Source organism: Chryseobacterium sp. WG23, from assembly GCF_024586575.1.
Taxonomy (GTDB): Bacteria; Bacteroidota; Bacteroidia; order Flavobacteriales; family Weeksellaceae; genus Chryseobacterium.
Genome location: NZ_JALCZE010000004.1, coordinates 280,295 through 296,444 on the forward strand (window position 1 = coordinate 280,295; position 16,150 = coordinate 296,444).

At 35.5% G+C, this 16,150-nt stretch carries 10 protein-coding genes; 7 read left to right on the forward strand and 3 right to left on the reverse strand.

Annotated elements, in window-relative coordinates:
* Window positions 1–3: 3 nt before the first annotated feature.
* Window positions 4–2,079: a glycosyltransferase gene (locus MP477_RS08295; RefSeq protein WP_257189993.1), complete on the reverse strand. Its 2,076-nt coding sequence runs from the start codon at window positions 2,077–2,079 to the stop codon at window positions 4–6.
* A 67-nt stretch (window positions 2,080–2,146) separates the two neighbouring features.
* On the opposite strand from MP477_RS08295, the gene MP477_RS08300 reads away from it, so the two are divergent.
* Window positions 2,147–3,031 carry a hypothetical protein gene (locus tag MP477_RS08300; RefSeq protein ID WP_257189994.1) on the forward strand — a complete coding sequence of 295 codons (885 nt, stop codon included), beginning with the start codon at window positions 2,147–2,149 and terminating at the stop codon, window positions 3,029–3,031.
* A gap of 1 nt (window position 3,032) precedes the next feature.
* On the opposite strand, the gene MP477_RS08305 is transcribed toward MP477_RS08300, so the two are convergent.
* The gene (locus MP477_RS08305) at window positions 3,033–3,998 is read right to left on the reverse strand and encodes a hypothetical protein (RefSeq protein ID WP_257189995.1); all 966 of its coding nucleotides are present in this window, start codon (window positions 3,996–3,998) and stop codon (window positions 3,033–3,035) included.
* 372 nt (window positions 3,999–4,370) lie between these two features.
* On the opposite strand from MP477_RS08305, the gene MP477_RS08310 reads away from it, so the two are divergent.
* From MP477_RS08310 to MP477_RS08320, 3 genes are all read left to right on the forward strand, one after another.
* The gene (locus MP477_RS08310) at window positions 4,371–5,270 is read left to right on the forward strand and encodes a hypothetical protein (RefSeq protein ID WP_257189996.1); all 900 of its coding nucleotides are present in this window, start codon (window positions 4,371–4,373) and stop codon (window positions 5,268–5,270) included.
* A gap of 258 nt (window positions 5,271–5,528) precedes the next feature.
* A complete protein-coding gene (gene gltX / locus MP477_RS08315) occupies window positions 5,529–7,037 on the forward strand; it encodes a glutamate--tRNA ligase (protein WP_257189997.1) in 1,509 nt (502 codons plus the stop codon).
* A gap of 49 nt (window positions 7,038–7,086) precedes the next feature.
* Window positions 7,087–8,043, forward strand: a complete 957-nt coding sequence (locus MP477_RS08320; protein WP_047488710.1) for an acetyl-CoA carboxylase carboxyltransferase subunit alpha — start codon at window positions 7,087–7,089, stop codon at window positions 8,041–8,043.
* A gap of 57 nt (window positions 8,044–8,100) precedes the next feature.
* Here the strand turns inward: MP477_RS08320 and MP477_RS08325 are convergent, their stop codons facing one another.
* Entirely contained in the window at window positions 8,101–8,865 is a 765-nt protein-coding gene (locus MP477_RS08325; protein ID WP_257189998.1) for a DUF6759 domain-containing protein, read from the reverse strand.
* A gap of 143 nt (window positions 8,866–9,008) precedes the next feature.
* On the opposite strand from MP477_RS08325, the gene tsf reads away from it, so the two are divergent.
* From tsf to MP477_RS08340, 3 genes are all read left to right on the forward strand, one after another.
* Complete coding sequence (gene tsf, locus MP477_RS08330; protein ID WP_047488703.1) at window positions 9,009–9,836, forward strand: translation elongation factor Ts; 828 nt, start codon at window positions 9,009–9,011, stop codon at window positions 9,834–9,836.
* A 336-nt stretch (window positions 9,837–10,172) separates the two neighbouring features.
* A complete protein-coding gene (locus MP477_RS08335; RefSeq protein WP_257189999.1) occupies window positions 10,173–13,010 on the forward strand; it encodes a gliding motility-associated C-terminal domain-containing protein in 2,838 nt (945 codons plus the stop codon).
* A gap of 280 nt (window positions 13,011–13,290) precedes the next feature.
* A complete protein-coding gene (locus tag MP477_RS08340; protein ID WP_257190000.1) occupies window positions 13,291–16,143 on the forward strand; it encodes a T9SS type B sorting domain-containing protein in 2,853 nt (950 codons plus the stop codon).
* Window positions 16,144–16,150 lie beyond the last annotated feature (7 nt).

Sequence of the window (16,150 nt, forward strand, 5' to 3'; positions counted from 1 at the left end):
AGCTTATTTCTTGTATAAACTTGCTATTAAATTAAGAACATTTTTCCCTTGTACCTCCCTTGAAAAAGGATGTAATGCTTCCTTTGAATTATTTTTAAGTGTACTCCAAAGTCCTTCATTAGAATAAAGTTCCAGAATATTACGGGCAAAGGTTTCTGCATCATTACTATCACTTACCAGTGCATGCATATTATGCTGAAGATTCATACCCTCCACCCCAATTGGTGTTGTTACAATAGGGAGTTCATACTCCAATGCCTGGCCTATTTTACCTTTAACACCGGCTCCATATCGTAAAGGAGCTACAAAAACCCTGGATGAATCAAACCATTCATCAACAGTTTCCTGATATCCCAATATCCTGATTTTATCCGAATTATATTTACTTGTAAGTTCTTCTGATAACTCAGACCCAATTACATTAACAAAAATAGTATCGTCTTTTTTCCATACCAAAGGCATTATATCTTCAACAAGAAATTTCAATGCATCTAAATTAGGAAGATGCCTGAAGCCTCCAATAAATAATAATCCTTTCCTGTTTGCAAATCCGTTTTTATTAACCTGCTCTACCGTATGGAAATTACTTACCACATGCACTTTATTGATATCAATTCCATTTTGAGAGACGATCCCTTTTTCCACATCACTAATCGCTGCCACAGCATCAGAGTTTCGCATTGCTGAATATTCCAGTTCTTTAGTCTTTTGGTTTCTCTTCTCCATTTTCGGACTAGTCGGCATATATTCTCTCTCTCTTTCAACACGCAAATAATGCAGATCCACCATATCGTAGATAAGCTTTTGTTTTGTGATATGTTTTTTAAAAACCTTCTGCCAGTTTTTAAAACCATGTGGTCTGAAAATCCAGATTATATCAATAAGAGGTAACTTTTCAATGATTTGATCATTAATTTTTACGATCTTATTTTTAGGTGTAACATAATCCTGAAATACTTCTATTCCAAGAGATTCACAATATTTTATATATTTTTTATCGGTATCATTAAATTCCGGAATTCCCAATAGGATCTTATGATTCTGGGCTATCAGGATTTTAAAAATTTCATCCAGTCTCCTCGAACCGCTATCCTGATCATATTTAGGCATAGATTCCTCCAGAAAAAGAATAGTAGGCTTCTGATAATTTTTGTAGACATTTAAATGCTTTTTATTATTAATTTCTAAAAATTTATCTCCTTCGAACCTTGAGTTCCATCTTTCTTTAAATTTCTTAGCATTTTTTTCAAGCAATATCTCCTTGTTACTGTCTTTTCCTGTATAACTTATATTTTCAAAATGTAAAATTTCAGATTTGGGCTGGTAGTAGATATCCAGACCCTGTACATACTTCAAGCGCTGGCAAAAGTCTGTTTCTTCATAATAGGCCGGTAAGAATTCCTCATCAAGGAAATTTAAATTTCCTGTTGTATCAATTCTTTTAAACAACAAGCTGCATCCTGAACAGTAATCAACTTTTCTTAAAAAGTTAAACGAAGGATGATCAATGGAATTAAACCTTCCCAGGTTTACAATTTCACAGTTTTTGAAAATCAGGCAACCCGCTTCCTGTAAAGTATTATCTGCAAAAATCATTTTTGAGCCTACTGCTCCTACATTTTCTTTGGTATCAAAAACATCAATCAGTGAGCTTAAATAATTTTCCTGAACTTCAGTATCATTATTTAGTAAATAGACATATTTCCCTTTTGAGGCTTGAATTCCTTTATTTACATTTCTTAGAAAGCCAAGGTTTTCAGTATTATTGATGACTGTAATCCCTTGAATTTTATTTAAAAACTCCAACGTTTCATCTGAACTGTTATCGTTAATAATAATAATTTCTTTGGAAGTATTTTTATCATACTGCTCAATCGTATAAAGGCAGTTGAGGGTATATCTGATTTGATTATAGACAGGAATAATAATAGAAACTTCAGGATTATGGGAATTAGTGTTAAAATTAAATTCATAATTTCTAAAAAAATCAAGGTCTAAATGATTAATTCCAATTTTTCTTTTGTCTTTGATGAATTTATTATCCCTTATTTTATTTTTAAAAAATCTTTTAATTCCCATTTTAAATCTATTATTTTGTCGGACCTTAGTCGTTTAAGGAAACGAAATTAAGCATTTATTACAAATTATGAGAAACAAAAAGGACATTATCAAGGTTGGCTATCTTCTGTCATATGATTATACATATATTTTCAATTCTCTAAAGCAGGTTTATGATTTTGCTGATAAAATTTTTATTTGCTATGATAAAGATGGAAAAACCTGGGCAGGAAATTATTTTTCCATTCCCGATCATGTTTTTCAAGATATTAAAAAGCTGGACATTCAGAATAAAGTCATTTTTTACAGCGACACATTTTATATAGAAGGAATGGCCACAATTGACCTTGACACCAGGCAAAGAAATAAACTGGCAAAAAAAATGGGAAAAGGAGGATGGCATCTTCAGATCGATAGCGATGAATATCCTGTTGATTTTGGCAAACTCACTTCCTTCCTTAAAAAACACCAGTATCTATTAAGGAAGCCAGAGAAAACACCGGTAAATTTCTTTGTGAATTTTGTAACCCTTTTCAAACAGACGGAAGATGGTTTTTTGGTGATCTCTCCTTACACAGAACCTTGTTTTCTGATCACTAACGTTCCTGTGTATGTCAATGCAAGATATCCTAAAAATCCATATTTTTTAAGATTAGATTTCAATAATATCCACCAATCCTGGGCAAGAAGTCCGGAAGAAATCTCTCAGAAAATCAATAACTGGGGACATAATAATGATTTTGACACTAACGAATTTCTGAATGAATGGAAAAAACTAAATTCCAAGAACTATATGAAAATGAAAAATTTCCATCCGCTGACCCCTACAGATTGGAAAGAATTGATTTTCATTGAATCAAAGAATATTGAAGAATTTACAACAAAGTTCGAAACGGCTTATCCACAAAAAGAAATAACAATGCCTCTCAATTTTAAAAAGAGATTAAAATTATACTTTAAATCTTTGTTCTGATCTATCTGATAAAAACCTCTTCAAACTTTCTCATTACCACTTTAGGATTGAAATGTTTCGAATAGCAGTCCCAGTCCTTTTGAGAATCAGGAACAAAATTCTTTAATAGTTGTATTAAATCTTCCTTGTCCGAGTAAAGAAGGGCTTTATTTCCCAGAATTTCAAGATGGGATTTTTCATCGGATCCATTCCAGGTAATGATCGGTTTATTTTTAATGGAAAATTCTCCTATTGCAATTCCAAAACTTTCACCCTGCCTTCTTGCATGTAAATATGCATCCGAAGTATTAATGAACTTCACTTTCCTTTCCACATCAGTGGTTGGAGGAAGAAAAATAATATTTTTATAAGGTCTGAAAAAATTTCTTTTTACAAACTGATCTGTCCCCATAAAAATAAAATAGATGTTTTTATTACTGCGAGCTACTTTTTTCACCGCTTCTTTCACAAAATCCAGGTCAAAAGTTTCAGCACCGCCGTATCGGGCAAATACAATAGCGTCTTTAAGTATTCCCAGCTCATCTCGAAGATCACCCTTTACATCAGGTAGATCCACAATATGAGGAACAAAAGGTAACGTTTGGTTACTCATAGTTTTTGCTAACCATTCCGAAACATAGGCGTACACATCTCCATAAGGCTCATTATATTTAAAAACAGCATGAATAGCCGTTTTAATTAATTCTGAAGGAACATCTGTCTCTTTTTGTCCTGATTTAATTGCATAAAACAAATCAGCTCCAGATTCTCTAATAAAATCATCCCTTTCCTGAAGATTGGCATAACCAAATACAGTAAAATGTTTTTCAAATCTTTGAATAGCTTCAAGCATATTACCGGAATTATTTTTCTGGTACATGATCACCGATTCATTATTCAAAATCTCTTCATTGTAATAAGCATAATCAAATACTGCGTTCGATGTTCCTCGGTAGCAGAGCTGATTTTCATGGAAGATAATCTTCATAGTCGTTTATATATTAAAGCTATATTCTATGGTAAAAACCCTGTAATCATCATGATGTTCTGATCATTTGATCTGTGGATTTCAATGAATGCAAATGTAGAAATTAAAATATAAATAGAATTATTTCAAAAATCAGGAAATAAAATAAGCTTAAAAAAAATAGAATGAGCCCTTTTTTGTTGCGTGCTGTTATCAGAATCAAGATATTAAAAAAACAGCTCAACATATATCACCAATTTAAGATAAAAAAAATAGAAAAATACTCGACATTAAGCATAATTAACACATACCATAACTCACATTATGAAGATTTTTAATGTAAAAACAATATATTTGCACCTTAAAAAAAGAATTAAAAATCTTAGAATTAACATGAAAAAAAGATCATTTAAGTTAGCGAAATTTGTATTGGCATTATCAATTGGTATTACGGCAATTTCTTGTACTAATGAAAGCACTGAAATTTCACAGACCGTAGAAACAACAAAAACTTTAAGTAGCTTAACAGACAGAGTAGAAACATTCAGACAGAATGAAGAAAAATCTATTTCAGCTGAGTTCAAAAATTTCATTGCAGGCTCAAATGCTGATAAGGTAGAAAAAACAGCTACATTTTATCATAACTTAAAACTAAAGTCGGTATATAAAGAAAGAGAAGAATTTCAGTTTACCAGTCTTCAGAACCTTGCAGACGAAATCAACTTCCTTGTTTTATTTGATAAAGAAAAATCTGACCGTCTATTCGACAAATATTCCAAGTTTTTAAGAAAATCACTCTATACTGTTACCCCAACCTTAGATTACGAAACAGCTATTGTAACTGACATTAATGAATTGGGAACAATACAATCTGATATATCAGCAGGAAAATATTTAGGAGTTGGCAGTGTAAAAGAAGGTATTTTACTGTCAAATGGAGTATATACCCTGACATGGCATGTAGGGGTTGAAAGACATAAGGATGATATCGGAATTATGTTCTACCGTAACTTCACTCAAATTGGTTCAAATGCACTTGTTAATGGTCAATGGGTATTATACCCTAGTTCTATGCGTCCAGCATTAGATGCTTATGCAGAATTTTTAGGATCAGGAATAGGTGATCTGGAAAGACTTGGCTTTTTATCTGATTATGGAAGTGTATTAAGAAATACTGGAGGGAAAACAGATCATGCATGGGCTCCTACCAGAGGTAGAATTGGTGGCACATTCACTACCACAGTCAATGGAAATGAGTACAGTCTTGAAGGCGCAACTAACTTCCAGTGGTAGCAACAATCAGTGTCTTCAAATAAGTTGACATAAAATTAAACAATATGTAATCCGGAGAAGTATTTATTTCTTCGGATTTTTTATGGATCAGTATCCTGAGTTTCAATGTTGAATCTGTTGTATTATACTTTCTTAGCTATTTACAGCTTCTATCCTCAGGGAATGAAGTGGTTTAAATATAAAAATCGGAAAATACACGGTTATAAATCATCTCCTAAACGCATAATTTTAAGTAAATTTGCAAAAATTAAAATTGAAATGGAGAAAGTAAGAGTACGTTTTGCTCCAAGTCCTACAGGACCTTTGCATTTGGGAGGCGTAAGAACCGCATTATATGATTATCTTTTTGCTAAAAATCAGGGTGGAGAATTTGTACTGAGAATTGAAGATACAGATACCGCAAGATATGTAGAAGGGGCTGAAGAATATATTGAAGAAGCTTTAGAATGGTGCGGAATCATTCCTGATGAAAGTCCTAAGAAAGGAGGAAAATTTGCCCCTTACAGACAATCTGAAAGAAGAGATATCTATGACCGGTATACTGAGCAGATCTTAAAAACAGATTATGCTTACCTGGCTTTTGACACTCCCGAGGAGCTGGATGCTATGCGGGCAGAATTCGAGGCTAGAGGTGATGTTTTCTCTTATGATAACAAGACCAGAAACCGTTTAAGAAATAGCATTGCACTTTCTGAAGAAGAAGTTCAGAAATTACTGGACGGAAAAACACCTTATGTGGTACGATTTAAAATGCCTGTTGACAGAGTTTTAAATCTTGAAGACATTATCCGTGGAAAATCGTCTGTAAATACCAATACTTTAGATGATAAGGTTCTTGTAAAAAATGACGGAATGCCTACTTATCATTTTGCCAACATTATTGATGACCATGAGATGGAAATTTCTCATGTAATCCGTGGTGAAGAGTGGCTGCCTTCTTTAGGTCTGCACACTTTATTATACGAGGCAATGGGTTGGGAAGCGCCACAATTCGCTCACCTTTCTTTAATTTTAAAACCTGAAGGTAAAGGAAAATTAAGCAAAAGGGACGGTGATAAATTCGGGTTCCCGGTATTCCCGCTTGATTTTAAAGATCCTGCAACTGGAGTTGTTTCCAAGGGATACAGAGAAAACGGTTACCTACCTGATGCATTCATCAACATGGTTGCTTTATTGGGTTGGTCTCCTGCCGATGATAAAGAAATTCTTCCATTGGAGGATATGATCAAAGAATTTGATCTTCATAAAGTACATAAAGCAGGAGCTAGATTCAGTAAAGAAAAATCAGAATGGTTCAACCATCAGTATATTCAGATGCAATCTGATGAAGAACTTCTTCAGCTTCTTAAAAATACAGATCTTGATCTTTCCGGTTCTTCAGACGAAAAACTGTTAAAGGTGATTCAGCTGATGAAAGAAAGAGCTACTTTCCCGAAAGACATTTATGAAAACGGAAAATTTTTCTTTGAGGCTCCAACCTCTTATGATGAAAAAGCCTCAAAAAAAGCATGGAATGAGGAGACTTCTGCCATTTTAGAAGAATTGGCATCTACTCTTGAGTCTTCGGACTTTACTGCAGAAGCGCTCAAACAGACGGTTCATGACTTTGCCGAAAATAAAGGGCTGGGAATGGGTAAAGTAATGATGCCTTTGCGTTTGTCTTTAGTAGGAGAATTGAAAGGACCTGATGTTCCGGATATTTTGGAAATCCTTGGAAAAGAGGAAAGTACCTCCAGAATAGGCAATGCCATAAATAATTTTAAATAGAATAACCATAATTTTTCATACATTTGAAAGATTTAATTTACTTCAAGAAATGGAATATTTAAGTTTCGAACTTCCTATCAAAGAATTAATGGATCAATACCAGACCTGTTCTTTAGTAGGAGAAGAAAGTGGTGTTGATGTAAAATTAGCATGCAGCCAGATTGAGGATAAGATTTTAGAAAAGAAAAAAGAAATCTACGAAAATCTTACACCTTGGCAAAGAGTACAACTGTCCCGTCATCCGGATCGTCCATATACTATAGACTATATCAACGGAATGGCAGACAAAGGCAGTTTTCTGGAACTTCACGGAGACAGAAACTTCGCTGATGATCCGGCAATGATTGGAGGATTGATTACCCTGGATGGTCAAAGAGTGATGATCATAGGAACTCAAAAAGGAAGAACAACTAAAGAAAGACAGTACAGAAGATTTGGAATGCCAAATCCTGAAGGATACAGAAAAGCTTTAAGACTAATGAAGCTAGCTGAAAAGTTTAATATTCCTGTTGTAACTTTAGTAGATACCCCCGGAGCATATCCAGGATTAGAAGCTGAAGAAAGAGGACAAGGTGAAGCTATTGCAAGAAATATTTTTGAAATGGTTCAGCTTAAAACTCCTATTTTCACTTACATTATTGGAGAAGGAGCTAGTGGTGGAGCATTGGGAATAGGTGTAGGAAATAAGGTATATATGTTAGAAAACACTTGGTATACCGTAATTGCACCGGAAAGCTGCTCATCCATCCTATGGAGAAACTGGGATCACAAAGAAGATGCAGCCAATGCATTAAACCTTACTCCACAGGATGCTTTAAGAGAAAAGTTCATTGATGGAATCATTGAGGAACCTCTTGGAGGGGCTCAGTATGATCCGGAAACCACTTATTTAAATCTAAAGAGTTCTATTTTACAGAATATAAAAGCTTTTTCCAAATTTACAGGGCAAGAGCTTGAAACCCAGAGACAAGATAAATTCATTGCGATGGGTCAGTTTAAAGGATAAAAAAACAAAAGGGTTAAGAAATATTTTCTTAACCCTTTTTTAAGCTCTAGTCTTCTTCTAATCCGCAACATTGAGAGCAATTTCAATGTCCTGGTTAATTTTCTTTAATGAAGAATATTTTGCATCACACACCATGGTGGTCAATATATATTCTCCTTTATCTATAAGAATAAAGTTTTCCCCTTTAGCAGGAACACTCAGATTATAATATTTTTTACCATTTATTTTTACGATCAGATTACAACTGGACCTGTTTTTAATATTGACGTAGGCTTCATTTTTATTGATATCATTGCTAAAGAGATGGGTAAGCATGGCCGCCCTTCTTTTATTTTCTTCACTCGCCCCCGACATGGAAGAGCCTGCACTTTTTGCTGAACCTACCGAAGCATAGCTTACACTTCTTTCTTCTTTTAATGCATCAATAGCGGCAGCTGTATTATTAGCTGTGGAGACCTTATTATTAGCAGCAGAAGATTTATTGGCAGCCAACACTTTGCCACTATTCAGCTCATTGTTTTTTACTATTTTTTCAATCTTTTCTTTGCCGATCGGTTTGATTGTAGGTTTTGCTTCAGGAGAATTATCAGCCATGATAATTTCCATCAGCTTTCTTTTAAAATAGTCTGTTTTTGCGTGGCCGGGATTTTGTTTCAGGAAACCTGCTATTATTCTTGCTTCTTTAGAAATCTCTGCTTCCTGCTCTGTATAGATGATTACTGTTTCTTTTTCTATAACAGCTTTAGATTTCGATTTTTTCTTTTTTTGGGAAAAACCAAGAGAAAAAATGCATATAAATAGAAGGAAGAAGAATTTTTTCATTAATCAAAACTTTAAAATAGTATTAAATATATTAATAACGTGAAAAGTCATTTTTTAGTTTATCATTAAAATCATTATCTTTGCACTGCTTTAAAATTAAGCTAAAAATTAATACTAATCTTAAATAAAAAATAATAGATATTATGTCTTATACACCAGTTGCTGCTGACGTAGCGAAATTAAGAAACCAAACAGGTGCAGGTATGATGGACTGCAAGAAAGCTCTAGTTGAAGCTGAAGGAGACTTCGAAAAAGCGGTAGATATCCTTAGAAAAAAAGGACAAAAAGTTGCTGCTAACAGAGCTGACAGAGAGTCTGCTGAAGGAGCGGTAATTGCAAGAGTAAATGAAGACAATACTTTAGGGGTTGTTATTTCTTTAAATTGTGAGACTGACTTCGTTGCTAAAAATGAAGCTTTCATTGAATTAGCTTATGAATTAGCTGAAATGGCTATTTTCGCGGCTACTAAAGAAGAGCTTTTAGCTACTGATTTCCACGGAATGACTGTTGCTGAAAAATTAATTGAGCAAACAGGAGTTATCGGTGAAAAAATCGAGATTGGATCTTTCGAAAGAATTCAGGGAGATTTCTTAGGAGCTTATATCCACGCTGGAAACAAAATTGCTGCTATCACTTCTCTTTCTGCTAAAGTAGACGGGGCTGACGAAGCTGCTAAAGCTGTTTCTATGCAGGTTGCTGCCATGAACCCAATTGCTTTAGACGAAACTAGAGTTTCTCAGGAAACTATCGATAAAGAATTAGAGATCGAAAGACACAAACTTACTGAAGAAGGTAAGCCTGCAAACATTATCGATAATATCCTTAAAGGTAAAATGCAGAGATTCTACAAAGACAACACTTTGGTACACCAGGACTTTATTAAAGACGGAAGTATCTCAGTTGCTGACTATGTAAAATCTGTAAACGGAGACCTAAAAGTAACAGGATTTGTAAGAGTAAGCTTAGTGTAATCAAGCTTTCAAAAAAATATTTGATCCCGATGAAATTCATCGGGATTTTTTATGCAGTATTCCAGCTAATATGAACACAATATAACATGAATTTAAATATTCAACAAGTAAGTATTCATAGAATTCTCCATGCTAAAAATCAATTATTACTTAATAGATTTGCGGTCCTTTATCATAATTTTTTTTAAATGGGCAGAACCGGGTATACAATTACCAGTTTCACATTTGGATTGGCTTTTAATTAAAAATCGAGAATAATTCATCGTATTTATTAGTATTTTTTTAACAATATTTAAAATTTTATTTTAATTTTGTAGAAATCCTAATTCCCAACACATGAAAAGATTTTTACTTGGCTTAGTATTGGTTTTTTTTACAATTAACACAGTATTTGCTCAAAGAGATACAGAACACTGGATAGCGCCCTACTTCAGTAATGCCGGCAACTATTCCAACAGGATCTATTTATCCACAGATTCTGTAATTCCTTTTGATGTAAAAATATATAACAATAATAATCCTACTCCGATTGCTACTGTTACAATCAGTAAAGGTAATCCCCAGTCTGAATTTATTGATCCTAGTCTGGTATCCACTTCAGCAACTACCGATGCTTTCAAATCTATTGGAAAGGGATTGTATCTGAAAGGAGACAAACCTTTCTACTGCAGTTTAAGACTTGCCCAATCTGCACATGGTGAAATTATCACCAGCAAAGGAAAAGCAGGTATTGGAAAACAGTTTTATGTTGCTACCCCTCCTAATACAAATACATCTAACAGTATTAATAATTTCACAGCAGGAATTTTGGCTACGGAAGACAATACTACAGTAACAGTAACCTGGAATGGAACCGGAGTTCAGTTTTATAATGGTACACCTACAGGAAACACCCAGACCTTTACACTAAACAAAGGAAAGGCCTTTATTTTTGCCGGTACCGGAACTAATACAGCAAACCTTAGCGGCTTTATTGGTGCTAAAGTTGTTGCAGACAAACCTGTAACCCTTACCAACGGAAGCTGTAACGGAAATTTTTCTTCTGCCCCAAGTGGCTCAGACCCTATTCTGGATCAGTCTGTTCCTACAGACAGACTTGGAAGCACCTTTGCTATGGTAAAAACAAGATCCACAGCTCCCAATCTTAATATGGAAGGAGGCCTTATCGTAGCTACAGAAGACAATACTGAAATATATTTAAATGGGGCTACCACTCCTGTTCAGACCATTAATGCGGGAGGATGGTATAGAATCAATGAGACCAACTATGTTACCCAACCCGGTGCAGGAGCTCATTCCAATATGCTTATTTCAACTTCAAGAAATGTTTATTTATACCAGTTTATTGGAATAGATAATAGTGATGCTACCAATGGATTCAACTATATACCACCATTAAACTGTTTTCTTCCAAGAAAGATTGACGAAATTGGAAAGATCAACCAAATGCCACTTGGCACATCTGGTGCAAGCACTACCCCAAGTGATCTCCATGTAAAATTAAATATTTTAACTGAAACCGGAGCTGCAGTAACCGTAAACGGCGTTGCCCCGACAGCCGCTGAAGGCCCTTACCCACTTACGGGAAATACACAATGGGTAACGTATGCTATCAATGATATATCAGGAAATGTAACCATCACTTCTACCAAAGCGGTGACCGCAGGGATTAACGGCGGATACAGTACTGCAGGATATGGAGGATATTTTGCAGGGTTTTCATCAATTCCCGTTATTGCAAAAGTAACAGGAGAGTGTGTTCCGGGATTAATACTGGAAGTAGATGATGGCTATGAAACCTATCAGTGGTTCCGCAACGGGACGGCTGTAGCAGGTGCAACTTCATTCACCTACACTCCTACCCAATCAGGAAATTACACCGTGAAAGTAACCATGGGGACTTGTCCTCCCGTTACTACTCCTATCTATAAAGTACAAACATGTTTAAAGCGCACTACACAGGCTCTCAATGCATGTTCCACTAAAGTTATTACACCGGCATTTACGTCTTCTACCCAAACGCCTGCGCCAGGTACAGTAATGATTATCAGTGCTCCTACTCACGGAACAGCTGTTATCAATCCTGCAACAGGACAAATTACCTACACTCCGAATGCCAACTACCTGGGACCAGATGTAATTGTGTATAAATTCTGTGGAGCAGCTACCGAGTTTATCGACTGTGAAGAAATTACCTTAAATCTTACAGTAGTTCCTTTCATCGTACAGGATACCAGCATTAAAGCATGTTGGTATGATGTAGACCCTTATGCCTATTTTGACCTTACTAAAGCTAAAGTAACTGATTATAATGCAGTTGTAAAAAAATATTACCGTACCCTTATTGATCTTAACGCAGGCATCAATGAAATTACAACTCCCGACAACTTCCCTGCTACAGGAGGATTTGTATATGTAAAAATAACAACAGCTGAAGGCTGTACTGCCAATGCAAAAATTGAGCTTATTGCACTGCCTATCAAAAAATCGCCTCTTCTTGTAGACCAGTATATCTGTATGGATGCTAAAACCAATATTGATGCAGGACCTGGATATGACTCTTATCAATGGAACACAGGAGCTACTACTTCAGGGATCAGAGATGTAGGAGTGGGTGAATACTCTGTAATATTGGGTAAAGACGGATGTTTCATAACGCAGATTGTAAGAATAAGAAAAGCTGAAGATCCGGTTATCCAGCAAATTGAGATTAACAATAACAGTGCATCTGTTATTGTAACCGGAGGTAAGGCTCCTTACAAATTCGCAGTTGACGGAACTGTAAACTGGCAGGACTCTAATTCCTTTGGAGGATTATCAAGAGGACAGCATACATTCTATGTAAAAGATGCCTACGATTGTACTCCGGTTTCTGTTGAGATCACTGTTCCTAATTTATTAAATGCAATTACCCCTAACGGAGATAATGTAAATGATTATATAGACTACAGCGAGCTGGCTTATAAAGAAAATCTTTCTTTTGTAGTGTATGACAGATATGGAAACATGGTCTTTACCGGAAATAAGTTTAATAACTACAAATGGGACGGAAGACATTTCGATAAAAAACTGGGAACAGGAACCTATTGGTACCATATCAATTGGAACGAGCCTAATAAAGAAAAAACTCCAATAAAGTATACAGGCTGGATCTTAGTAAAAAATTTAGAATAGAATACTTTCATACTTTTTAGAAACCACGATAATCATCGTGGTTTTTTATTTTAAAACACTTCTTACGCAGCCACATTAAGTAATACCAACTCAATAAAGTCAAAAATTCAATGAAATGTGAGGATTTGATGAAAAAAAGCGAATATCAGATTTTAGCTATAATTTATCAATCACAAGTAGGCAATGCACGTATATTTATTAATTTGGCAACTAATATTAAAAATATTTTCAATACTAACCAATTATTCTATTATTTTTGTAAAAATCTAATTTTACATCTATGAAGAAAATTCTATCCGTTTTTCTGTTATTCTTTGCGGCAGTCCAAATGCTCTTTGCCCAAAGAGATACAGAACATTGGTTTGCTCCTATGGCAGCCAGATCAACAGTACTCAGCAATCCCAAGCAGGCTTTGTACTTTTCTACAGATTCTGTCACGCCCTTTCCTGTAGAAATATACAGCAATGGTGCTTTATTGGCTACTGTTACCATCAGTAAAGGTTCTCCTCAAACATATGACGTACCCTTAAACAGAATGGTTGCCAGTACCAATGGTGAACTTTTTACCCCGGGTAATAAAGGCTTATATACAAAAGGAACAAAACCTTATTTCGTTACCTATAGATTTTCAGTATCCAGTCATGGTGAGATCTTAACATCAAAAGGTAAAGCAGGAATCGGTACAAAATTCTATGCCGCTACAGCTCCTATTGAAGAGTTGGGAAGTTTATATAATTTCACCACAGGTATCTTGGCTACAGAGGACAATACAAAAGTAACTGTTTCCAATTATAGTGCTAATATTATATTTACTAATGGCTGGACAGGTGCTACCAACCCCACTATTACTTTTACCCTTAATAAAGGGCAGTCTTACATTATTGAAGGAACAGGGGATAAAGCAATGAACAAAGAAGCCTTCATTGGAGCCAAAATAGAATCAGACAAACCTATTTCTGTTACCAATGGAAACTTTAATGGCCAGTTTGCTATACCTTCAACAGGATACTGGGATGGTTCCGATATTATTATGGACCAGTCTGTACCCGTGGACAGATTAGGAAATGAATTTGTAGTTGTAAAGGGAAATGGCAACATCAGTAAAAGAATGGAAGACGCTTTAATCATTGCTACTGAAGGTGGAACCCAGGTATATATCAACAATGGAACTACTCCAGTTGTTACTCTTGCTGAGGGAGAAAGTTACCGAGTGAATAAAGCAAGCAACACCAATTATATCAACCAAGGAAATAATCATTACAACATGTACATAAGAACAACAAAAAATGTATATGTATATCAATTAATGGCAGGTATTGCAGATAGCAATGCTACTCTTGGATTCAATTATATTCCGCCATTAAACTGTTATCTTCCAAGAAAGATTGATGAAATTGGAAAGATCAAAGACCTTCCTTATTATACCACCCTATCCAATCATATTGTTAAATTAAACATTCTGACTGAAAATGGAGCTGCCGTTACCGTAAATGGAGCTGCACTACCGGCAACTCAGGGACCATTTCCTGTAAGTGGAACCTCCAATTGGGTATCCTATTCAGTTCCGGATATTACCGGCAACGTTACCATAACCTCTACAAAAGCTGTTACAGCAGGTATTTCCGGAGGAAGTGGTGTAGTGGGATATGGTGGATACTTTGCAGGATTCTCTTCAATTCCTGTGATTGCAAAACAAACCGGAGATTGTATCCCGGGATTAGTATTGGAAGTAGGAGACAGTTTTGACACGTATCAATGGTTTAGAAACAATACACCTATTCCTGGAGCAACAACAAATTCTTATACTCCTACACAATCAGGGCGTTATACTGTGAAAATTACTGTTGGGACATGTCCCCCGGTAGTTACCCCGGAATATAAAGTATTCACTTGCCTTAAGAAAACTACTTTAACTGATACCGTATGTGATGTTGTAAAGCAGATTGTTCCAACATTCACCAACTCTACCCAAACTGTAGTTCCGGGAACAGTAACCATTCTTACGCCTCCTACTCATGGTAATGCCATCATTGATCCTGTTACGGGAGTGATAAGCTATGCCCCTTCTTTCGGATATATAGGACCGGATACCATCGTATATCAGTTCTGTGGCAATGATCCTGAATTTACAGATTGTGAAGAAATAACATTAAACTTAACGATATCTGAGAGCCCTGTAGTAAAGAATGCTTCATTAAGAACTTGTTTCATTGAATCAAACCCCGCAACAGGTCTGTTCAATCTTACCAATGCACTGGTTCACGATCCGGGTAATTATACTAAGAAATACTACCCGTCTCTTGCTGATGCCCATGCAGGAACCAATGAAATTCTAAACCCAACAGCTTATATAGCTCCAACGGGGGTTGTTTATGTGAAAGTATCCAACACCAATGGATGTTACAGAGTGGCAGAAGTCACTTTAACCGTATTACCACCTGTTAAGTCTGATCTATTGGTTGACAAGATCATTTGTATGGAAAATAAAACAACACTTGATGCAGGACCTGGATTTAAAAGCTACGAATGGAGCACAGGAGCAACAACTCAGGCTATACAGAATGTAGGCGTGGGAACGTATTGGGTAAAACTTAAAACAGGAGACTGTGTTACCTTACAAACGGTAAAAGTATATGCTTCTGAACAGCCTGTAATTTCTAATATTGATATTTCAAACAATTCAATTACAGTGTATGTAATAGGTGGAACTCCTCCTTATAAATATTCTATTGATAACCTTAACTGGCAGGATTCTAATATATTTACCAATATGCCTAGAGGTAACACAAGCGTATATGTAAAGGATGACTATAATTGTACACCACTGCAGGTAGATATTACAATTCCTAACCTGATTAATGTAATTACACCTAACAATGACGGGGTAAATGATGCTATTGATTATTCTGCATTAGCCAATAAAAACAATCTCGTTATTAACATTTTCGACAGATACGGAACTAAAGTCTATCAGGCGGATAAATCCAACGGATACAAATGGAATGGAACTCTGGACGGAAATAAGAAAATCTCTACAGGAAATTATTGGTATGAAATAGGCTGGACCGAACCAACCGGTAAGCAAACTGCCATTAAATTCACTGGCTGGATTTTAGTAAAAAACAGAGAGTAAAAAATTA

What these genes read in the sequence shown, in the direction of transcription:
- MP477_RS08295 (WP_257189993.1), bottom strand. Translation starts at nt 2,079, where the DNA reads ATGGGAATTAAAAGATTTTTTAAAAATAAAATAAGGGATAATAAATTC.
- MP477_RS08340 (WP_257190000.1), top strand. Translation starts at nt 13,291, where the DNA reads ATGAAGAAAATTCTATCCGTTTTTCTGTTATTCTTTGCGGCAGTCCAA.
- MP477_RS08325 (WP_257189998.1), bottom strand. Translation starts at nt 8,865, where the DNA reads ATGAAAAAATTCTTCTTCCTTCTATTTATATGCATTTTTTCTCTTGGT.
- MP477_RS08300 (WP_257189994.1), top strand. Translation starts at nt 2,147, where the DNA reads ATGAGAAACAAAAAGGACATTATCAAGGTTGGCTATCTTCTGTCATAT.
- tsf (WP_047488703.1), top strand. Translation starts at nt 9,009, where the DNA reads ATGTCTTATACACCAGTTGCTGCTGACGTAGCGAAATTAAGAAACCAA.
- MP477_RS08305 (WP_257189995.1), bottom strand. Translation starts at nt 3,998, where the DNA reads ATGAAGATTATCTTCCATGAAAATCAGCTCTGCTACCGAGGAACATCG.
- gltX (WP_257189997.1), top strand. Translation starts at nt 5,529, where the DNA reads ATGGAGAAAGTAAGAGTACGTTTTGCTCCAAGTCCTACAGGACCTTTG.
- MP477_RS08310 (WP_257189996.1), top strand. Translation starts at nt 4,371, where the DNA reads ATGAAAAAAAGATCATTTAAGTTAGCGAAATTTGTATTGGCATTATCA.
- MP477_RS08320 (WP_047488710.1), top strand. Translation starts at nt 7,087, where the DNA reads ATGGAATATTTAAGTTTCGAACTTCCTATCAAAGAATTAATGGATCAA.
- MP477_RS08335 (WP_257189999.1), top strand. Translation starts at nt 10,173, where the DNA reads ATGAAAAGATTTTTACTTGGCTTAGTATTGGTTTTTTTTACAATTAAC.